The organism is Flavobacterium crassostreae, from assembly GCF_001831475.1.
Taxonomy (GTDB): domain Bacteria; phylum Bacteroidota; class Bacteroidia; order Flavobacteriales; family Flavobacteriaceae; genus Flavobacterium; species Flavobacterium crassostreae.
The window spans coordinates 607,556-629,481 of sequence record NZ_CP017688.1 but is presented as its reverse complement, the minus strand read 5'-3'; the positions used below and the strand labels follow the sequence as shown (position 1 = coordinate 629,481).

At 37.7% G+C, this 21,926-nt stretch carries 18 protein-coding genes and 1 pseudogene; 10 read left to right on the top strand and 9 right to left on the bottom strand.

Going from position 1 to position 21,926, the window contains the following annotated elements; all coding sequences use genetic code 11:
* Position 1: 1 nt before the first annotated feature.
* The 8 genes and pseudogenes from LB076_RS02800 to panC form a co-directional block, all read right to left on the bottom strand.
* Entirely contained in the window at positions 2-931 is a 930-nt protein-coding gene (locus LB076_RS02800) for a GNAT family N-acetyltransferase (RefSeq protein ID WP_066334919.1), read from the bottom strand.
* A gap of 240 nt (positions 932-1,171) precedes the next feature.
* Positions 1,172-1,480, bottom strand: a complete 309-nt coding sequence (locus tag LB076_RS02795; protein ID WP_066334917.1) for an antibiotic biosynthesis monooxygenase family protein — start codon at positions 1,478-1,480, stop codon at positions 1,172-1,174.
* Between the two features lie 114 nt (positions 1,481-1,594).
* Positions 1,595-1,675 (bottom strand): annotated as a pseudogene (locus tag LB076_RS14205) (hypothetical protein); the annotation flags it as partial.
* Between the two features lie 200 nt (positions 1,676-1,875).
* Positions 1,876-2,355 (bottom strand): hypothetical protein, encoded by a 480-nt coding sequence (locus tag LB076_RS02790; RefSeq protein ID WP_141672832.1) that lies wholly within the window; start codon positions 2,353-2,355, stop codon positions 1,876-1,878.
* Positions 2,356-2,440: 85 nt separating this feature from the next.
* The gene (gene radA, locus LB076_RS02785) at positions 2,441-3,802 is read right to left on the bottom strand and encodes a DNA repair protein RadA (protein WP_066334913.1); all 1,362 of its coding nucleotides are present in this window, start codon (positions 3,800-3,802) and stop codon (positions 2,441-2,443) included.
* Positions 3,783-4,943, bottom strand: a complete 1,161-nt coding sequence (locus LB076_RS02780) for an alpha/beta hydrolase-fold protein (protein ID WP_066334912.1) — start codon at positions 4,941-4,943, stop codon at positions 3,783-3,785. The genes radA and LB076_RS02780 overlap by 20 nt, the downstream gene beginning before the upstream one ends.
* 130 nt (positions 4,944-5,073) lie before the next feature.
* Positions 5,074-5,424, bottom strand: coding sequence for an aspartate 1-decarboxylase (gene panD, locus LB076_RS02775; protein ID WP_066334909.1), 351 nt, complete (start codon positions 5,422-5,424; stop codon positions 5,074-5,076).
* Positions 5,425-5,438: 14 nt separating this feature from the next.
* Positions 5,439-6,287, bottom strand: a complete 849-nt coding sequence (gene panC, locus LB076_RS02770) for a pantoate--beta-alanine ligase (protein WP_066334906.1) — start codon at positions 6,285-6,287, stop codon at positions 5,439-5,441.
* Positions 6,288-6,394: 107 nt separating this feature from the next.
* On the opposite strand from panC, the gene LB076_RS02765 reads away from it, so the two are divergent.
* The 9 genes from LB076_RS02765 to LB076_RS02725 all read left to right on the top strand — a co-directional run bounded on the left by LB076_RS02765 (position 6,395) and on the right by LB076_RS02725 (position 17,625).
* Positions 6,395-7,201: a glycogen/starch synthase gene (locus LB076_RS02765; RefSeq protein WP_066334905.1), complete on the top strand. Its 807-nt coding sequence runs from the start codon at positions 6,395-6,397 to the stop codon at positions 7,199-7,201.
* A gap of 19 nt (positions 7,202-7,220) precedes the next feature.
* Entirely contained in the window at positions 7,221-8,828 is a 1,608-nt protein-coding gene (gene bamH / locus LB076_RS02760; protein ID WP_066334903.1) for a BamH family beta-barrel-assembly machinery protein, read from the top strand.
* 6 nt (positions 8,829-8,834) lie between these two features.
* Entirely contained in the window at positions 8,835-10,682 is a 1,848-nt protein-coding gene (gene glmS, locus LB076_RS02755; RefSeq protein WP_066334901.1) for a glutamine--fructose-6-phosphate transaminase (isomerizing), read from the top strand.
* A gap of 323 nt (positions 10,683-11,005) precedes the next feature.
* Positions 11,006-12,517, top strand: coding sequence for a F0F1 ATP synthase subunit beta (gene atpD, locus LB076_RS02750; protein WP_066334892.1), 1,512 nt, complete (start codon positions 11,006-11,008; stop codon positions 12,515-12,517).
* 74 nt (positions 12,518-12,591) lie between these two features.
* Complete coding sequence (locus LB076_RS02745; protein WP_066334886.1) at positions 12,592-12,873, top strand: FoF1 ATP synthase subunit delta/epsilon; 282 nt, start codon at positions 12,592-12,594, stop codon at positions 12,871-12,873.
* 219 nt (positions 12,874-13,092) lie between these two features.
* Positions 13,093-14,229, top strand: a complete 1,137-nt coding sequence (locus LB076_RS02740; RefSeq protein WP_066334885.1) for an aminotransferase class I/II-fold pyridoxal phosphate-dependent enzyme — start codon at positions 13,093-13,095, stop codon at positions 14,227-14,229.
* Between the two features lie 110 nt (positions 14,230-14,339).
* Positions 14,340-14,969, top strand: a complete 630-nt coding sequence (bioD, locus tag LB076_RS02735; protein ID WP_066334884.1) for a dethiobiotin synthase — start codon at positions 14,340-14,342, stop codon at positions 14,967-14,969.
* Between the two features lie 79 nt (positions 14,970-15,048).
* Positions 15,049-16,320, top strand: a complete 1,272-nt coding sequence (gene bioA / locus LB076_RS02730; protein ID WP_066334883.1) for an adenosylmethionine--8-amino-7-oxononanoate transaminase — start codon at positions 15,049-15,051, stop codon at positions 16,318-16,320.
* Positions 16,321-16,467: 147 nt separating this feature from the next.
* Entirely contained in the window at positions 16,468-17,625 is a 1,158-nt protein-coding gene (locus tag LB076_RS02725) for a beta-ketoacyl synthase N-terminal-like domain-containing protein (protein ID WP_066334882.1), read from the top strand.
* 18 nt (positions 17,626-17,643) lie between these two features.
* Here the strand turns inward: LB076_RS02725 and LB076_RS02720 are convergent, their stop codons facing one another.
* Positions 17,644-18,117: a regulatory protein RecX gene (locus tag LB076_RS02720; protein ID WP_066334879.1), complete on the bottom strand. Its 474-nt coding sequence runs from the start codon at positions 18,115-18,117 to the stop codon at positions 17,644-17,646.
* Positions 18,118-18,411: 294 nt separating this feature from the next.
* Here LB076_RS02720 and LB076_RS02715 point away from each other — a divergent pair, with 294 nt between their 5' ends.
* On the top strand, positions 18,412-21,912 hold the full coding sequence (locus LB076_RS02715; RefSeq protein WP_066334878.1) for a LamG-like jellyroll fold domain-containing protein: 3,501 nt from the start codon (positions 18,412-18,414) through the stop codon (positions 21,910-21,912).
* The last annotated feature ends 14 nt before the right edge of the window (positions 21,913-21,926 follow it).

Sequence of the window (21,926 nt, the reverse complement as noted above, 5' to 3'; positions counted from 1 at the left end):
TTTATAAAATTAGTTCATAGAAGTCTATGGCAATTGCTCTACTGCCCATCAATTCTTTTTGTTGGATCAAGCCTTCGTTGAGCAGTCCATGATCTTGCATAGAAGTTCCAAGGCTATAGTATTTTCGGTGCTGGTAAACTTGAGATATCAAATGGGCATTGATATAGTTTAGGGCACCAATTTTTCTGCCCTCCTCTGAGTTTGCCATATATTGGGTGTGTACAACCTGTTTGTAATCGTAGATTACAATTCCGGCCAATAATACGTTATTTTTTCGGGCTTCGTATAGTTGTATTTTATCCGGGAAGAGCGCTTTTAAATGCGTGATCTCTTTGTAAGAATGTACTGGTTTAACGCCAAATTTAGACAATACGTTGGTCAATAAATCCCAATATTCTTCTAAATCGTTGTTTTGGGTAATGGTAATCTGATTTTGGATACACTTAGTTACGGATTGTTTTTTAGTTTGCGAGAAACCAATTTTGTTTTCTAATTGTATTACCGAAGCGAGGTCTCTTCTAACTAGTGTAGCCTTGTTTATAAACAGCGCATATAAGTCTTCATCGGCTGGATAGCGATGGTAAATAGATGGAATTGCTTTGTAGGTAATTTTTGTAAAACCCAGATTTTGGTAGTATGCCTTAAGTAGCCCAAACAAGGCCATTACTTCGGATGCTTTGATGGCATTTCCTATTAGCAAAGAGCCAAAGGTTAGTCCTGCGTGAGAAAAAATCTCCATACCGCTTTGGTTTGCAGGAAATAAGGCAATTATTTTATTTTTTTTTAAAAAAATTAAAGAATGATCTACAAACCGTTCTTGATGGTATTCTAGATATTCTCTATAAAACAGAAAGACGCCATTTTTGCTCTCGCTAACAAAGGCATCCCATTTACTTTTATGATTTGGGTGGTATTTTTCAAGATGTAACATTTAGTGGCCGCTACTATTTAAAATTTGGATCATTTAAAATGCTTTGTTTGACACAAAAATAATTAGGGGTCAATATACTACTTTTATTGCTATCTTTTGGATAATGGAGGTTTAATATTCTCAAAGCAACGTTCTCACACCTATAGCCGTTTTCGACTCACCAAGACTAATGTTTTAGGCTGAACCAAAACAAGACTTAAACGATGATTTTACTAAACTCCAGCTAGCTAAAAATTGCTGTTAGTTTTTATTTTCGTGTTCAATTATTGTCTCGTAATGTTCAACTGTTGGAAACGGATCGTAATAATGGTGCAAAATCTTTTTCCATTCCAAATATTCTGCGGATTGTCTAAACCCAATTGTATGGTCTTCTAAATTTTCCCAGTCCACAAGTAGAATGTATTTATTGGTTTGCTCTAAGCATTTTCGTAGCGAGTGTCTTACATAACCATTTATTGAACGAATAAATTGTCCCGCTGTTGCGAAGTCGATTTCAAATTGTTTTTCTTGTCCACTCTTGATATTTAATATTGCTACTTCTAAAATCATATTTTTTTAATTATCAATATTTTTGAAATTTGATTTATAAACTCCTGTCATAAGTTGCTTTTTATTATTTAATTGATTGAAAACACATTTCTGTATTTTCATTAAGAAAACTAATTAAATGTCCATTTTAATTTCTCTTCCTGAATATTCTGAAGTAAAAATATTGTCAACTTGTTTGTAATGAAAAACTATTTCGCTTAAAGCTTCTCCGTTTTTAGAATTACTTGTCGGTCTAAATGTTTTATCGTTATAATTCGGCCTGGTAGTTTTCTAAAATTCTCGGCCTTTAGCCGTTTTCGACTTATCAAGACGAGTATTTTAGGCCGAACCAAAACAAGCCTTAAACGGTGATTTTACTAAATTGCAAATGACGTACCGGCAGAGGTTTGTTATGTCTAGTCTTTTTCGATATATTCGATGTCTAATATGTCGTTCAGTTTATTTAGGCTAGATCTTGAAAGTCTTTGGAATACGAATTCAATAAATAGGTATCTTATGACTAATAATTGCCCAATAAAGACTAAAATAAAAAGTGCTAAAAATTCTGATTTCCCTAAAAACAGTTGCATTATTAAGCCAACAAAAGGGAGGCATAAAAACACACTTAATAGTATTCGGAATGCTTTATTTATTTCAATACCAACTTCTCCTTTTTGATTATTGATTTCTCCTGTTAAAACGCAAAATGCTCCTTTTCCAATTTCGGATGAAATTATTCTAAAAGTATTTTCTTTAACTATTCCAATAAAGGATTTGTCTGTTTTTTTAGAAATTAATTTTTCAGATATTTCAGTCCTTCTTTTTAAGCGTTCTAAAGTTTCAGTTTCGTTTCCTGTTATTTTGAAACTATAGCTATTATTTGGTAAAACTTTCATTTTATGTTGATTTAATGTCTTGAGCATTATTGTTTTGATTTAGGATGGCTGCCTGATACGACCAATTTTAGTAAAAAAATAAGGTTTAGCCAAACAGCATGCTGGCAACATCCTCAATTTTGGTTACCAACTGGATTTTAATTCCTGGATTTTTTAAAGCTATTTTGTTGTATTTTGAAACAAAAATGGTCGAAAACCCTAATTTCTCGGCCTCTTGTATCCGTTGGTCTACTCTGTTTACTGGGCGAATTTCTCCGGATAATCCTACTTCGCCAGCAAAGCAAAAATCTTTATTTACCGGAATGTCTTCATTTGAAGATAAAATGGCAGCAACAACCGCTAGATCTATTGCTGGATCATCTACGGATATTCCTCCGGTTACGTTCAAAAAAACATCTTTGGCGCCAAGCCTAAAACCAGCTCTTTTTTCGAGCACGGCCAATATCATGTTGAGTCTTTTGGCATTGTATCCTGTGGTGCTTCGTTGTGGGGTACCGTAGACTGCGGTGCTAACTAAAGATTGTATTTCGATCATTAGAGGGCGCATTCCTTCTAGGGTGGTGGCAATTGCCGTGCCGGATAGCTCTTCGTCTTTGTGCGAAATTAAAATTTCGGAGGGGTTGGAAACTTCTCTTAGCCCACTGCCCAACATTTCGTAAATTCCTATTTCGGCCGTAGAGCCAAAACGGTTTTTGAGAGAGCGTAAGATCCGGTAAACATGATTGCGGTCTCCTTCAAACTGCAATACGGTATCTACCATGTGTTCTAGTATTTTAGGGCCGGCTATGTTGCCGTCTTTGGTAATGTGACCAATTAAAATTACCGGAATGTTGGTTTCTTTGGCAAATTTAATTAGCTCTGCAGTGGTTTCTCTTATTTGAGAGATGCTTCCTGCGGTAGATTCTATATATTCCGTATGTAAGGTTTGTATGGAGTCAATAATAACTATTTCGGGCTGTATGGCTTCAATTTGTTTGAAGATGTTTTGTGTTTTGGTTTCTGTAAGTATGTAGCAATTATCACTTATAGGGGTGATTCTCTCGGCACGCATTTTTATTTGTTTCTGACTTTCTTCGCCAGATACATAGAGTGTTTTGTAAGGTAATTTTAAAGAAACCTGTAGCAATAGAGTGCTTTTTCCTATACCAGGCTCGCCTCCCAATAGGGTTAAAGATCCAGGAACAATACCGCCTCCAAGAACCCGATTGAGCTCGGCATCGGTGGTATTCATCCGGATTTCTTGGGTAGAATCAATTTCATTGATTTTTAGAGGCCTAGCTGCTTTGCTCGGAGTGTCGCCCTGGGTTTTCCAGGCCACCTTTTCTTGTTTTTGGACGATCTCTTCAGCAATGGTATTCCACTCTTTGCAAGAATTGCATTGTCCTTGCCATTTTGGATATTGGGTACCGCAACTTTGACAAAAAAAACTAGTTTTTATCTTTGCCATTGCTTTCCTTTTGGTTTATAAGGTCGTAATATTTGTTAATCATCATGTCTTTTGTTAGTCCTCCAATAGGGTCTAACTGTGAGGCAGATTGGTATTTTTTGGCAGCTTTTTTTAGTTCGCCCATTTTTTCATACATTAACCCTAATTCATAACGTGCTAACATTGCCTTTGGGTAGTTTTTGTCTGCAATTTGAGATAATTGGTCCAGCTCGCCGTAGGCTTTGTTTTTTAGTATTGCAGCTTCAATTGCTTTAAAATCATTTACTCGTACCGGAACTTTTAATCCAAGTTTGTTGGTGATAACGTCGTATTTGGTTACCAAATAATCGGTGTAGCCTTGCTCTAGGGTTACAATTTTTTCAGAAAATTCTACAGAAGAGATAGGCTTGTATACATCAAAGATATGGTACAAGGCATTCGGTATAGCATACAAAACAACCGCATAATGCGAGGCAGTAAATTGGTCTAATTTGTAATTCAACTGCGGGCTATCTATTTTTTTTAATTTTTCATCCAATCTTATCACGGGATCTTTTATTCTGTTTACATCTCCAGATGCTAAGGCTTGGTAATAAAAGAGGGGTTGTTTTAAATTTTTGAGTTTGTCTACCACGTAGTTTTCTGTCTCTGGCGCTAATTCTGGGCTTAGAGCAATATAGGCATTAAAAATAGGGCTTTCTTTATACAAAAAGGCATTTAAGAAACCCGCCGTTGTGTCGTGCCCTGCAATTATTCTAAAAGGCGCTGTGCGGTATTTTTTGTCAATATATGGCAAAAGTTCGTAGTTGATAAAATTAAAAAAAGCAGTCGCTCTTGCAGTTGGCAAGCCATCCATTGGGTTAAAGCCACAGTCTTTTTCTCTTTGGTCGCTATTGCCTTGTTTTATGGCAACTATAATAGTTTCGGGTAGATCATCCCAATACGTTCCGTAGCTAATGGCGCCATAAAATGGGTCGTAAAGATATTCTCCATCGAGTAAAACTAATAAAGGGTATTCTTTGGAGGTATTGGTTTGGTAATTAGGAGGAAGCGTGATGCTGATTTCTCTAGTTTCGTTTAAACTAGTAGAGGCAAAGGCTTCGGTGTTTTTTTGAGAATATACGCTCAACGAAAAAAACAGGAGTACTAAAAGGTGTTTCATGGGGCTAGGTTTTGGATAAAAATCACAAAAGCAAGTGCTAGAGGTTTTTATTTATTTTGGGATGCAATAAAAGTAATAAGAAACCCCCATTAAAACTATTTTTAATAGGGGTTTTGGTGTTTAAAAAACGTTATGTTAAGGAGTTATCTTTTTCGTTTGGAAAAATAATCCAGGGTTGGAATTTTTTTGCTTCTTCAAATTCTAAAGAGGCATAGGCAATAATTATTATAATGTCTCCCTTTTGAACGCGTCTTGCAGCGGGTCCGTTGAGGGTTATTTCGCCGGAATTTCTTTCTCCTTTTATGGCGTAAGTCTCAAAGCGTTCGCCATTATTGATGTTAACAATGGCTACTTTTTCTCCTTCAATAATATTAGAAGCCTCTAAGAGTGTCTCGTCTATGGTGATGCTGCCAATATAATTTAAATCGGCTCCGGTTACTTTTACGCGGTGAATTTTGGATTTTAAAACGTCGATATACATAGTGTAAAAATAAATTAATTTAATGAAAGCGTATCTATCAATCTGATTTTATTTATAAAAAGGGCTATAAAAGCACGGTATTTTGTGGTTTCTTTCTTGGTCAAGCAGGGCAAGAGGGTTTCTTCTTCGGCAATCTGAAAATATTCTAATTCAAAATCTGGGTGGTTGGCCAAAGTATGTTCTACCAATTGGCTTACTTCTTGTGGGCTTTGGGTTCTAAAGGCTTCTTTAGCTTTTAGAAGTATTTGGTATATATTTGCGGCTTTTTCTCGTTCTGTTGGGGTTAATCTTTCGTTTCTTGAGCTCATGGCCAAGCCGCTTGGTTCTCTATAAATGGCGCAACCAACTACTTTTACCGGAAGGTGGTTTTTGGCAACCATTTTTTTAATAATCTGTAATTGCTGAAAATCTTTTTCGCCAAAGTATGCTTTGGTTGGAGTTACTATTTCAAATAATTTTTTTACCACAGTGCCTACTCCGTCAAAATGGCCAGGTCTAAATTTTCCTTCCATTTGATGCTCTAGTCCGTCAAAATCAAACTCTTGGGAACTGATTTCATGGTCATAAATAGCCGTTACCGTAGGGGCAAAAATAATAATATCGGGATTCAAAAGTGCTATTTTTTGTACATCTTGCTCTAAAGTTCTGGGGTATTTTAATAAATCTTCGGCGTTATTGAATTGGGTTGGATTGACAAAAATACTGACCACCGTGATGGCGTTCTCTGAGATTGATTGTTGCATTAATGAAAGGTGTCCTTGGTGTAGCGCACCCATAGTTGGTACAAAACCAATGGTAGCATTTCGGTTTTTGCTGTTTGCTAAATGTGCTATCAAAGGGGCCTTTTCATTAAAAATATGCATTGTGGTTTATTTAAATTAGGTGCAAACATAATATATTAGTTAATAACTGCATAAAATTTTGTAATTTTGCTTGGTTTTTATAACCAATAAACTAAGCAAATTACAATATGAAAGATAAGAGGATATTATACGTATCATCTGAAGTGGTGCCTTATTTAGCTGAAAATGAAGTATCTTTAATGTCTTATGATGTTCCAAAGATGGTAAATGATCAAGGTGGACAGATTAGAATATTTATGCCAAGATACGGGAATATAAATGAGCGAAGACATCAGTTACATGAAGTAATTAGACTTTCTGGTATGAACTTAGTAGTAAATGACTTAGACATGCCGTTGATTATTAAGGTAGCGTCCATCCCCAAGGAGCGCATCCAGGTATACTTTATTGATAATGAAGAATACTTTAAGCGCAAAGCAACTTTTGCAGACGAAGAAGGGGTTTTGTTTCCAGACAATGATGAGCGTGCGATCTTTTTTGCAAAAGGAGTTGTAGAGACGGTAAAGAAATTAAATTGGGTTCCAGATATTATTCATGTTCATGGATGGATGGCAGCAATGTTGCCTATTTACATGAAACATTATTATAAAAACGAAGCCTTGTTTTCGGACACAAAAATTATTAGTTCGGTTTATAGTCAATCTTTTGAAGGCACCTTAGATGCGGAGATGATTAATAAAATACAACTTGATGGAGTGCCTCTTGAGGCTATTACGGGTTTAAAAACGCCAGATTACGAGAGTATTATAAAAGCTACTATAGACCATTCTGATGGAGTGATTGTTGCTTCGGCAAACGTTTCTTCAAGTTTAACAAAATATATAGAATCTTCAGGAAAACCTTTTTTACCTTTCGTCACAAAAGATGCTTTCGCAGAAGCGTATAGCAATTTTTGTAATAATGAAATTCTGTAAATTTAATTTTTAGTAATATATGTTCGATACTTCTTTTTTTAAGAAAACACTATTAATTGCATCCGTTGCTTTTTTGTACTCCTGTGATAAAGACTATAATTCTATAGGTGATGGCTTGTTGGGAGACAATCATTTTGGTTTAGAAAAAAGCAGCTTTGATGTAATAGGGTATAATCAAAAAACAGGTCCTGTGCAGTCTAATAATCTAGCTGTGAATCCATTAGGTATCTACGATACAGATGGTTTTGGCTCTACCACTGCTAATTTTGTTACGCAAGTAGCTCTAGAGACAGTGAATCCGGTTATAGGCAAAAATCCAGTTATTGAAAGCGTTGTGTTGACTATTCCGTACTTTAGTACTTTAAAATCTACAGATACCAACGGAGATAGTACCTATACTTTAGATTCTATTTATGGTCCAGATAATGCCAAACTAAAACTAAGTGTTTTTGAGTCTGGGTATTTTATTCGTAATTTAGATCCAGATACTGGATTGAAAGAATCTCAAAAATACTACACCGATCAAAATGCTATGTTTGAGGCAGTAAAAGCAAGCATGCGTTTGAATAATTCTTTAGATGTTGGTCAAAATGATTTGTTTCGGTTTAGTGCAGATCAATATAGATATACCGAGATGGTAGATGGCAAAGAGACCATAAAGAGAGAGGCACCTGCTGTACGATTGGATTTAGATAAAGGGTTTTTTAAAACTAAAATAATGGATGCTGTAGCTAGTAATAAATTAGTTAGCAACGATGTGTTTAAAGACTATTTTAGAGGCTTGTATTTTAAGGTAGAAAAGTCGGGTGCTAACCCATCTGGTTTAGCAATGTTAGATTTTAAAAAAGCAAAAATAACCATAAATTATAAAGAAGATACTTCGGATACCGATCCAACAAGAGTTGCTAAAACCATAGTGCTTAAGTTGATAGGCAATACTGTGAGTTTGCGAGAACACACCTCTAATGCAGTCTACGCTAATGCAATTAGTAGCGCTGCTGTTAATACGGTTTTAGGCGACGAAAAATTATACCTAAAAGGGGGAGATGGTTCTTTGGCTATTTTAGAACTCTTTGGTAAAGACCTCTATGGTGTTGATGGTAAAACTGGAGCTCCCAATGGTGTTGCGGATCAGTTGGATCTTATTAGAGCCAATAAATGGTTGATCAATGAGGCTAGTTTGGTAGTTCGATTGGATGCTACCGCATCTGCCAATGACAAAAAAGCAAACAGAGTGTATTTGTATGATTTTAATAACAATAAACCAGTATCAGATTATTTTTATGATAATTCTACTGCTGCTGGAAATGGTAAAAGCGCAAAATTTCTTTTTGGAGGTATTTTAAACCAACAAAATCCAGCCGATAGTTATTATAAAATAAGCCTTACCAACCATATCAGAAGCTTGGTTAAAAACACGGATTCTACCAACGTCAAGTTAGGATTGGCTATTACGGAGTCTATTGCTGTTGCAACATCCAATAGTTTAAAAACCCCTACTACCAAAATTTCTAAAGTTCCAACAGCATCTGTGATGAGTCCGCAAGGAGCTATTGTTCATGGTTCTAGAGCGGTAGATCCAAAAAACAAATTAAAACTGGAAATCTATTATACAAAATCTAATTAAAAATATATGTGTGGAATAGTTGGATATATAGGCCATAGAGAGGCTTATCCTATAGTTATAAAAGGACTAAAAAGACTGGAATACAGAGGTTATGACAGTGCAGGAGTGATGATTTATGATGGGGATGCCATTAAGCTTTGTAAAACCAAAGGTAAAGTTGCAGATCTAGAACAAAAAGCATTAGCCGAGATGACAACTACAGGTTCTGTAGGAATTGGTCATACTCGTTGGGCAACGCACGGAGTTCCTAATGATGTTAACTCCCACCCGCATGAGTCCAATTCTGGTGATTTGGTTATCATCCACAACGGAATCATTGAAAATTATGCGCCTTTAAAAGAAGAATTGATTAAAAGAGGGTATGTTTTTCATTCGGATACCGATACAGAAGTATTGGTCAATCTGATTGAAGAAATCCAAATAAAAGAAAAATTAAAATTAGGAAAAGCAGTTCAAGTAGCTCTTAACCAAGTGATTGGAGCTTACGCAATAGCGGTCTTTGACAAAAAAAATCCAAATGAAATCGTGGCGGCCCGTTTAGGGAGTCCTTTAGCAATTGGGATTGGAGAAGGTGAATATTTTATCGCATCAGATGCATCTCCTTTTATTGAATATACCTCTAATGCAGTATATTTAGAAGATGGCGAAATGGCCAATATCCGACTTCATAAAAACATGAAAGTACGTAAAATTAAAGACGACTCTTTAGTGGATCCGTATATTCAAGAGTTGAAAATGAATTTAGAGCAAATTGAAAAAGGGGGCTATGACCACTTTATGCTTAAAGAAATTTACGAACAACCAAGCGTTATAAAAGACACCTATAGAGGAAGGTTGCATGCCAATGAAGGAATTATTCAAATGGCAGGTATCGAGGATAATTTAGAAAAATTTTTAAACGCGGATAGAATTATTATTGTGGCCTGCGGTACTTCGTGGCATGCAGGATTAGTTGCAGAATATATATTCGAAGAGTTTGCCCGTATATCCGTTGAGGTCGAGTACGCGTCGGAGTTTAGATACCGAAATCCAATTATTAACAGCAAAGACGTCGTTATTGCAATATCTCAATCTGGAGAAACGGCAGATACTATGGCGGCAATAAAACTGGCTAAAGAAAACGGTGCTTTTGTTTTTGGGGTATGTAACGTAGTTGGATCTTCTATTTCTAGAGAAACATATGCAGGAGCGTATACCCATGCAGGTCCCGAAATTGGAGTAGCGTCAACCAAGGCATTTACAACACAAATCACGGTATTGACCATGATTGCTTTGCGTTTAGCCAAAGCCAAAGGTACACTATCGCATACGGATTATCACATGTACTTACAAGAGCTAGAATTGATCCCTGAAAAAGTACAAGAAGCTCTAGCAACAGATTCTGTAGCCAAAGAAATTGCAGCAGTCTTTGTAGATGCGCCTAATTGCCTGTATCTTGGTAGAGGATATAATTTTCCGGTAGCTCTAGAAGGTGCTTTAAAGTTAAAAGAAATATCGTATATTCATGCCGAAGGATATCCAGCAGCAGAAATGAAACACGGTCCAATTGCTTTGATCGATGAGCAAATGCCAGTAGTAGTAATTGCTCCAAGACAAGGACATTATGACAAAATAGTTAGTAACATTCAAGAGATAAAATCCCGTAGTGGTAAAATCATTGCTATTGTAACCAAGGGAGATACCGAAGTACGAAGATTGGCAGATTATGTTATTGAAATCCCAAAAACTTCAGACCCACTATCCCCATTAATAACTACAATTCCATTGCAGTTGCTCTCCTACCATATTGCCGTAATGCGCGGATGTAATGTGGACCAGCCACGTAACCTGGCTAAGTCTGTAACGGTAGAGTAAACTTGAAATTGGTACAATTTTTATAAAAAAGCGAGTGGAGTTATCTATTCGCTTTTTTGGTATCCTCTATTGGTGTAGTTAGGTGCTGTGTAGGGGCTTTTTGATGGATGCAAAGGAGTTTTTTAGGGGTCTATTTAGAAGCAGGCAATCCATTTAGAGGTATTTTTAAATAATCTTTTGTTTTTTAATGTTTTTTATAGAAAAAGGTATTGATTTTTTATTTTAAAAAATTATATTTGCACACTGAAAAAATCGTACAATCGATAACATTCGGTTAGTCATATTTCATAAACCTAAATAGCTATTTAATAAATACATAAGTAATGTCAAAAGTAATAGGAAAAGTTGCGCAAATCATTGGTCCAGTAGTTGATGTAGTTTTCAACGGTAAAGATGTTGAACTTCCAAAAATTTATGATTCGTTAGAAATCACAAAAAAAGATGGTACTTTATTAGTACTTGAAGTACAATCTCACATTGGTGAAAATACCGTTCGTACCATTTCAATGGACTCAACAGATGGTTTGAGTAGAGGTTATGAAGTTGTAGGTACAGGAAGCCCAATTCAAATGCCTATTGGAGCAGATGTTTACGGACGTTTGTTTAATGTAATAGGTGATGCCATTGATGGTTTGCCAGAATTACCTAAAACAGGAAAAGACGGAATGTCAATTCACCGTCAAGCACCAAAATTTGAGGATTTGTCGACATCTTCTGAAGTTTTATTCACCGGAATCAAAGTAATTGATTTAATTGAGCCTTACTCTAAAGGAGGTAAAATTGGATTGTTTGGTGGAGCTGGAGTAGGTAAAACAGTATTGATCCAAGAGTTGATCAACAATATCGCAAAAGGACACGGAGGACTTTCGGTATTTGCAGGAGTAGGAGAAAGAACACGTGAAGGAAATGACTTACTTCGTGAGATGTTAGAGTCAGGAATTATAAAATACGGAGAAGAATTCATGCACTCTATGGAAAATGGAGGGTGGGATTTATCTAAAGTAGATTTACCAGGAATGAGAGAGTCTAAAGCTACTTTCGTTTTCGGACAAATGAATGAGCCACCAGGAGCTCGTGCTCGTGTAGCACTTTCTGGATTATCTATCGCAGAATATTTCCGTGATGGAGCAGGAACGGATCAAGGTAAAGATGTATTGTTCTTTGTGGATAATATCTTCCGTTTTACACAAGCAGGTTCTGAGGTATCGGCACTTTTAGGTCGTATGCCATCTGCAGTAGGATACCAACCAACCTTAGCCACCGAAATGGGAGCGATGCAAGAGCGTATCACATCTACCAATAAAGGATCTATTACCTCTGTACAAGCGGTATACGTACCTGCGGATGATTTAACGGATCCAGCACCAGCAACAACTTTTGCCCACCTTGATGCAACAACGGTATTGTCTCGTAAGATTGCGGAGTTAGGTATTTATCCAGCGGTTGACCCGTTAGATTCTACTTCTCGTATCTTAACACCACAAATTCTTGGTGATGAGCATTATGACTGTGCACAAAGAGTAAAAGAAATTCTTCAAAAATACAAACAATTGCAAGATATTATCGCGATTCTAGGTATGGAAGAATTATCTGAAGAAGATAAATTAGCCGTTTCTAGAGCACGTCGTGTACAACGTTTCTTATCGCAACCATTCCACGTTGCAGAGCAATTTACAGGATTAAAAGGGGTTTTAGTAGATATCAAAGATACCATCAAAGGATTTAATATGATTATTGACGGTGAATTAGATCACTTGCCAGAATCTGCATTTAACCTTAAAGGAACCATTGAAGAAGCTATTGAAGCTGGAGAAAAAATGTTGGCAGAAGCATAATCTATTTTAAATATTGAATTTTGAATTATAAATTAATTTAAAATCTAAAATTTAAAATTTAAAATACATAAAAAATGATTTTAGAAATAGTATCGCCAGAGGCGTCTTTATTTAAAGCAGAAGTAAGTGCAATATCCGTGCCCGGTGTGGATGGTGCTTTCCAGATATTAAATAATCACGCGCCTATAGTTTCCTTACTTCAAAAAGGATTGGTAACCATTACGGCACCTAACTTTAAGTTTGAAAAAGAAGCAGCAAAATTGTTCACCAAAGTTAACGATCAAAATTATACCCTTGCTATTTCTTCCGGAACTATCGAAATGAAAGACAACAAAGTGATTGTATTGGCTGACTAAGGCTCATTGCAATTTTTATATAAAAGCCAGACAGCAATGTTTGGCTTTTTTTGTTAGTAGCTTTCTGGTGGTGTACTATAGGTGTATCTCAGAAATGCAGCTAGGACTCAAAGCTAGAGTAAATAGTCTTTTGTTATTTGATTGTAAATAAAAATAGTTTGATGGCTATTTTGGTTACAAAGACCTTAGTCGTACCAATAAAACGCTTAATTTAACCGTATGCAGTTACCTCAAAATCTTCTTAAAAAACTACAGATTCGCAATAACGAAAATGCACTCCGACAGTTGTCTAACAGCACTGCTTTGATTGACTTTAGTTCCAATGATTATTTAGGATTCAGTAAGTCTGAGGCTATTTTTGAAGCAACCCATACTTATTTAGTAAACCACAACCTGCTCCAAAATGGCGCAACAGGTTCTAGATTGCTATCGGGCAACCATGTTTTATATCCAACTACAGAACGTTATATTGCTGCTTTTCATCAATCCGAAGCAGCCTTGATCTTTAATTCTGGTTATGATGCCAACGTAGGCTTTTTTAGTTGTGTACCTCAAAAAGAAGATGTAATCCTTTATGATGCGCTTTGTCATGCCTCCATTAGAGACGGCTTACGGCTCTCCAACGCCAAAACATATAAATACGCCCACAATGACTTTGAAATGCTCGAAAAACTTTTGCAACAGCATAAAAGCACTACACTTTATGTGGTTACCGAAAGTGTTTTTTCTATGGATGGCGATACTCCTGATCTAGGGGAGTTACTTGCAATGTGTCAAAAACACAATGCGTATTTAGTACTTGATGAAGCCCATGCTCTTGGTGTTTATGGCGATAAGGGCGAGGGTTTGGCTCAAATGTTGGGTTTGCACGAGCATGTTTTTGCCCGAATTATGACTTTTGGCAAAGGTCTAGGCTGCCATGGCGCAGCCATTTTAGGTTCGGATGCTTTGCGGCAATACTTAGTTAATTTTGCCCGAAGTTTTATTTATACCACCGGATTATCGCCTCATTCTGTGGGCACTATTTTGAGTGCTTACCAATTTTTGGCAACCAATACAGATAGTTTGCATGCCTTGCGAGCCAATATTACGCACTTCAACCAACAGAAATATTGGTTAGGGCTCAAGCCGCTTTTTGTGCCCTCAAAAGCAGCGATCCAATCTGCAATCCTTCCGGGAAACCAAAATGTAAAACAAATAGCCTTACAGTTTCAACAAAAAAACATTGAGGTCAAAGCCATATTGTCTCCAACGGTTCCAGAGGGCCAAGAAAGGCTTCGTTTTTGTTTACACAGTTACAATTCTAAGCAAGAAATCACGGATGTTTTGCGTTTGTTGCATACTTTTGTTTTTTAAAAAATAGAACCAGAACAATACAAGCCGTTATATGTGCTACAGCACTATTAAAAACAGGCCGAAAGCTCTCTGGTGTTTTGTAACTATTGCTTACTAAAAACACAAAAAAAATGAAACTATTTGTCACCGGAATATCCACTGATGTTGGTAAAACCATTGCCTCCTCTATCCTCACGCAAGCCCTAGAAGCCGATTATTGGAAACCCGTACAAGCGGGAGATTTAGAAAATTCGGACAGCCACAAAGTGCGCAACTATGTTAGCAATACTAAAACCGTGATCCATCCTAACAGCTACCAATTAAATACCCCTGCTAGCCCGCACCTTGCTGCTCAGATAGACAATATTACCATAGATCTTGCTAAAATTGTAGCACCTACAACCACTAATCATTTGGTTATAGAAGGAGCAGGAGGTTTGTTCGTGCCTTTAAACAGCCAAGATACCATCGTAGATTTAATACAGCCAGACTATAAAGTAATTGTAGTCTCTAGGCATTATTTAGGTAGCATTAACCATACCTTGTTAACCATAGAAGCGCTGCAAACTCGCAATATAAAAGTTGCTGGAATTATTTTTAGTGGCGCCCAAAACCAAGCAACCGAATCTATTATACTATCCAAAACAGCCGTACCTTTTATAGGAAGAATAGAACAAGAACCATATTTTGATTCTAATGTAATTCAAGAATACGCCGATCAGTTCCGAGAAAATCTTTTAGAATTAGACAAAACAGAATAGAACCTAGAAAATAGATTTTATCTTTGCATCTAATTGCGATCCGTTTGTTTATATATTCGGATCTCCATATTCTCAAAAAATGACATTATCAGAAAGAGACCAACACCATCTTTGGCATCCCTATACCCAACACAAAACCGCTGCATTGCCAATTGCTATCACCAAAGGAGAAGGTGCCTTGCTTTGGGACGAAAACAACAAAGAATATATTGATGCCATCGCCTCTTGGTGGGTAAACCCTTACGGCCACAGCAACCGATTTATTGCCGATGCCATCTACAAACAACTTACCACATTAGAACATGTACTTTTTGGCGGTTTTACCCACGAACCCGCCATTGTGCTTAGCGAAAAACTAATGCAAATTTTGCCAGCCAACCAACAAAAAGTATTTTTTTCAGACAATGGCTCCACGGCAGTAGAAGTAGCCATCAAAGTAGCCCTGCAGTTTTTTTTTAATAAAGCCGAAAAACGCACCACCATAATTGCTTTCGAAAATGCTTTTCATGGCGATACCTTTGCCGCCATGGCTGCCAGCGGCATCTCGTTTTATACCCAAGCCTTCAAAGGCATGTTTATTGACGTAGTGCGCATTCCGGCACCCACAAAAGGAAAAGAGCAAGAAAGTTACGATGCGCTTCAGATGCAAATACAAAACAACCCCTGTGCCGCTTTTATCTTTGAACCCCTAGTACAAGGAGCCGCAGGAATGGTCATGCACGAACCCGAAGCATTAGACCAATTACTTGAAATTTGTAAACAAAACCAAGTGCTAACCATTGCAGACGAAGTAATGACCGGTTTTGGCAAAACAGGCAAAAATTTTGCCATGGACCACCTTCATCAAATGCCAGATATCATGTGCATGTCCAAAGCACTAACAGGCGGTACCATTCCAATGGCAATCACCACCTTTACCCAAGTTATTTTTGACGCTTTTTATGACCAAGACATCAACAAAGCACTCTTTCACGGACACACCTTTACCGCAAACCCCACCGGTTGCGCAGCAGCATTAGCCAGCCTAGAGCTATTGCAAAGCCCAGAGATGCAAGCCAATTTAGTTCGCGTACACCAAAACCATCTGGACTTTCAAAGCAAAATCAAGCAGCACCCCAAAGTACACACCACCCGTGTTTTAGGGACTATCTTTGCCTTAGAAATAAAAACCCAAGCAACGGCAAGTTACTACGGAAGTTTAAGAAACAAACTCTATGATTTTTTTATCCAGAACGGCGTAGTACTTAGGCCCGTTGGCAATATCGTTTACATTTTGCCGCCGTACATCATCACCGATGCCCAACTACAAAAAATATATCAAGTAGTCCAAGATGCGCTCGAAATAGTTTAATTTTGTAGCTAATCCTGCTATCCGTTACAATCTTTATTCTCTCCCTAAAGACGGGAGAGAATAAAGGATTTTCACTACTATCAGGGCTAAAAAAAAGAATACTACACCTAATGTAGGTTCCAATTTTAACACTCATAATCCTTAATTGTGTCACAAATAATATCCATAACCGCTCTGGCATCCGTTTCTCCATTAGGAGATAATTCACAACACATTTGGGAGCATTATCTAAAGGACCAACATTGTTTTGTACAAAAAACACTAGATAATGTACCCACCGTTATAGCCCCATTAACGGCAGCCACAACCGCAAAAATAGCACAATTAAAACAATCGGATTCCAAATACAAATTTCTGGATAATTCCGTATTATACGCCATACAAGCCTCTCGAGCAGCATTAAAACAAGCAGGTTGGAGCGCCAACGATATATTCGGAATCAATATTGGTTCCTCACGTGGTGCCACAGATTTATTTGAAAAACACCACCAAGAATATTTAGAAACCGGCAAAGCACCAACCCTATCCTCGCCAACCACCACACTCGGAAACATTTCTTCCTGGGTGGCGCATGATTTGCAAAGTTCAGGGCCAGAGATCTCCCATTCCATTACTTGTTCTACGGCGTTGCATGCGGTTTTAAATGGAGTAGCTTGGCTAAAATCCGGCATGCTTACTAAATTTATGGTAGGCGGCAGTGAGGCACCTTTGACCGATTTTACAATTGCTCAAATGCGTGCTTTAAAAATTTATTCAAGAGCCCAAGAAGATGCCTACCCCAACAAAGCATTAGATCTACACAAAACACAAAACACAATGGTTCTTGGAGAAGGTGCTGCAGTTTGTTGTTTAGAAATAGGCAAAAAAGACCATGCCCTTGCTTTTATTGAAGGTATTGGATATGCAACAGAAATTTTGGAACACAATATTTCCATTTCTGCCGAAGCCGTTTGTTTTCAAAAATCCATGCGAATGGCCCTAAAAGACACCGCCTTCTCGGACGTAGATGCCATTGTGATGCATGCTCCCGGAACCATAAAAGGAGACATAACCGAGTATAAGGCAATCCAGAGTATTTTTGGCGAAAGCCTGCCTTTGTTGACTACTAATAAATGGAAAATCGGGCATACTTTTGGAGCTTCGGGTTTATTGAGTTTGGAGTTGGCAATTTTGATGATGCAACACAACACCTTTGTGGGAGTCCCTTTTGCGCCAGCGGTACCCCAAACCAAACCCATCAAAAAAGTATTGGTCAATGCCGTTGGTTTTGGTGGAAATGCCGTGAGTGTGTTGTTGACTCTTTGAGTGTGTTTTAGAAAGGTTTTAGGATAAGGCTTCTAATTCTTTGGCCTTTTGGTAAACCAAATTGCTCTCAAACCCTTTTCGTAACAAGCTGTCGCAAAATTTTTTGCGTTTTTTTAGAGCGTTGCTTTCAGATATATTTTGCCAGGTCCTTTCGGCCAATAGGTCTAGGGTTTCTGCATATTCTTGGGGCGTGATTTCTTTTAGTGCAGTGGCAATTAAACGTTGGTTTATTTGTCTGAATTTTAATTCGTTAGTAATTCTAATGGTTCCCCAATGTTTGATGCGGTGCTTTCCTCTTGCAAAACTGCGTGCAAAACGCTCCTCGTTCAAAAAATTATCCTGAATCAGCTGCGCCATAATGCGATCTATTTCGTCTGCATCCATTTTCATGCTCCGTAGCTTTGTTATTACTTCTTCGTGGCATCGCTCTTGGTAGGCGCAATAGTGTTCTATTTTTTTGGTGGCATCTTTTAGGGAGATAAAGAAATTCATTATTTAATTTTAGCTCGAAATTTAGTATTTTTGCACAGGTTTTGCAAAAATAAAGTTGTTTTATTTCTAAAGGCTATTTTTCAGAACATGCAGTAGAGGCTAAAATAGTGGTTATTAAGGGTTTTGGTTTGTTTGTAGCAGGCTAAAAACACACGTTTAATCGATGGTTTACCGCTTTTAATCGAATAAATTTTAATACAAGACCTATAAAAGGCGATATTGTACTGATTTGTAAATAGTACCTACCTACGATGCCGTTTTTATAAATGAGATTTTAAAAAATTACCCTATATAATGAAAAGAATTATCCTCCTATTACTTGTGTTTTTATTGTTGCCAATTTTTAGTATTGGTCAAAATGCGAGTAGTTATTGTTTTACAGCGGCTTCTAGTACCTATGTGCCTTTAACTTCGGCAACCAATGTTCTGGGTATGAGCGCTACAGATGATGATAAAGTGTCGGATTTAACCCCGCTGCCTTTTGGTTTTGTTTTTGCAGGACAAACGTATTTTCAGTTTGCGGTATCTAGTAATGGTTGGTTAAGCTTTGTGAATCCAGCTATAACCAATCTACAAAATTATGCAAATAGTATTGGTAATGCATCTTCAATTAAGCCAGCATTATTGCCTTTATGGGATGATCTTAAAAATGGAACAATTCCTAGGTATGCGGTTTCGGGCACTGCGCCAAATAGAATATTTAAAATAGAATGGTCTCAGCAGCGATGGAATTATCTAAGTAATAATGATGTCATTTCATTTCAGGTATGGTTGTACGAAACTACTAATGTAATTGAATATAATTACAAACAAGGAGCATCTGCCATTTCAGGTACTGCGACTGCAACTATTGGTATTTATGATGTCGCAGATACGTATCTGACTCTCGATAATTCTGGAGTGGCTCCTGCAGCCAGTTCTAGTACATTTATAACTTCCATTGGTGCAAAACCAGCAAGCGATCAGCTATATCGGTTTACGCCTTCAAAGCCAGCGAGTGTAACCATTGCCGCGAGTCCTTCTGGGACAATTTGTACAGGAGGTTTGGTTACTTTTACTGCTACCCCTACAAACGGAGGTACTGCGCCAACCTACCAATGGAAGGTAGGTACAACCAATGTTGGTAGCGGAGGTTCGGTTTTCTCTAGTGCTACTTTGGTCAAAGGAGACGTGGTTAGTTGTGTTATGACTTCCAATGCTAGCCCTTGCCTTACGGGTAGTCCGGCTACCTCTAATGCTGTTACTATGGATGTTAGACCGCCATTGCCAGCGCTAACTGCTGCAATAACGGGCGCTGGTTGTTCTAGCAATGATGGTGCTATTAGCATCACAAATGGCAATAGTGCCTTGGAGTTTTTACAAGCAGATAATGATTATGTGGATTTAAATGCTCCGATTCTCTCAGGCAGAAAAGCTTTTGCCATGGAGGGTTGGATAAAATACAAATCGAGTGACATACCAGGCGGTTTAACTAGTTTGTTTGGACAAAACGATGCCATAGAATTTGGGTTTAGTGGTACAAGATTTCATCTATGGACTCCTCGTGGAAATACTTATGTGAATATTCCAGCAGGATTAGGAGACGATAATTGGCATCATATTGTTGCCATGGGAGACGGTACTAATATAAAAATTTATGCAGATGGCGTACTGCTTGTAACACAAGCTGCGGGAGTTGGCACTAGCGATTACGGTAGTTCTACTTTTTCTACCAAAGTGGGTAGTGGGGTTTTTAATGCTACCGGAAATACTTTTACGGGTCAAATCATGAAAGTTGGGATATACAATAGGGCCTTATTGCCAGCTGAAATAATAAATCTAGCAAGCAGTCCTACCAATTATACCGCTGCAACCAGCGGATTGATAGCTGGATACAATCTTTATGAAGGTGCTGGAACAACCTTAGCAAGTGTTCCCGCAGGAACCAATGCTACTTTAGTAAATACTCCTGTTTGGAAAGATCCTTGCACCTATTCGTGGGCTAAAACCGGAGATGCAGCATTTGTGCGCACTACCAAAAACATTAGTGGTTTAACAACTGGCAGTTATACCCTCACAGTAAGTCTTGCTGGGGTGGGTTGTCCAACAGCAACTACTTTTACGGTTTCTGCTGCTGCAACAACCTGGAATGGGAGTGCTTGGTCCAATGGAACGCCAACAGCCAGTAAAAAAATGGTATTTGCTGGGAATTATCCCAATACAATCAATACAGACCTTGAAGGATGCTCTTGTGAGGTAGCAAACGGCGTTGCTGTGACTATTAAAGGAGGGCGTTATATGCGAGTTCAAAACGAAGTGGTAGTGCTGGGTACTGGAACGCTTACTTTTGAGGATAAAGCTAGTTTAATACAAGTACAAGACCTTCTGTCTACTCCTAATTCTGGAATAATAACCTACAAGCGCAGAACAAATCTTATAGACAAATTTGATTATACCTATTGGTCTTCACCAGTTAAAAATCAAAAATTAATAGCGGTTTCGCCAACGACTCTTGGAGATAAATTTTTATCTTTTGACGCAGCTGCAAACAATTGGAAATACGAAGATTCATACAATACCAATATGATTCCTGCTAAAGGATACATTATAAGAGGTCCACAAGAGTTCTATGCACCGAATCCGCCAACCGGAATACACGAAGCTTCGTTTATAGGCGAACCAATAAACGGACCCGTTACTATTGCAATTGAAGGGACTGCTGTTTACAACCTTATTGGAAACCCGTATCCATCTGCCCTAGATGCTAATGCATTTTTGAGTGCCAATAGTACCGTTTTGCAAGGGACTATTTACTTTTGGACGCACAATACGGATATAGGTATTGGAGTTTCTAATCCCGGAACGGGTACCTATGCGTATTCTTCGGATGATTATGCAACGTACAATTTGACCGGAGGTACTGCTACAAGAGCAGCAGCTCCTAGTGCTACAAATCCAGGCGCTATTAATACTGCTGCACCAACTGGCGAAATTGCTGCAGGACAATCTTTTTTTGCGGTAAGCACGGCGCCAGGAAATGCAATTTTTAATAATGCTATGCGTACCAAATCAGGGGTTGTATTAAGTAATTCACAGTTTTTTAGACCTTCTTTAAATTCTCAAAAAGTAGTTTCTTTAGAAAAAAACAGAATCTGGTTGAACTTGACTAATGCTCAAGGTGCATTCAAGCAAATTTTAGTGGGGTATGTATCTGGAGCAACAAACAATTACGATAATGCTTATGACGGAGCCAATTTTAATGCTAATGCATTTATTAATTTTTATAGTTTGCAAGACGATTTGGACTTATCTATACAAGGTAGAGCATTGCCATTTGACGAAAAGGACACAGTAAGCCTTGGCTACGAAAGTAACATTGCAGGAGATTTTCAGATTGCTTTGGATCAAAAGGATGGTATTTTTGATAACAAATCCGTGTTTTTGGAAGATAGAGTTTTAAATAGCATCCATAATTTAACCCAGGATCCCTATCACTTTGCCACCGAAGCAGGCGTCTTTAAAGAGCGTTTTGTTTTACGATATACCAACAAAACCTTACAAACGGATGCTTTTGAGTTGCCAAATACTGGGGTTGTTATTGTTTCTAAAAACAAAGAAATTAGTATTGAGTCTTTAGACGGTAAGCTAATAGATAAGGTGTTGGTCTATGATTTTTCGGGAAAACAGCTTTACTCCAAAACTAAAGTGGATGCCTCTCGAGTACAACTTTTGAATTTAACAGCTATAGATACGGTTCTAATTGTAAAAGTCTTGCTTCAAAACGGGCAAACCATCACTCAAAAGATACGCTATTAGGCTCTCTTTAATAT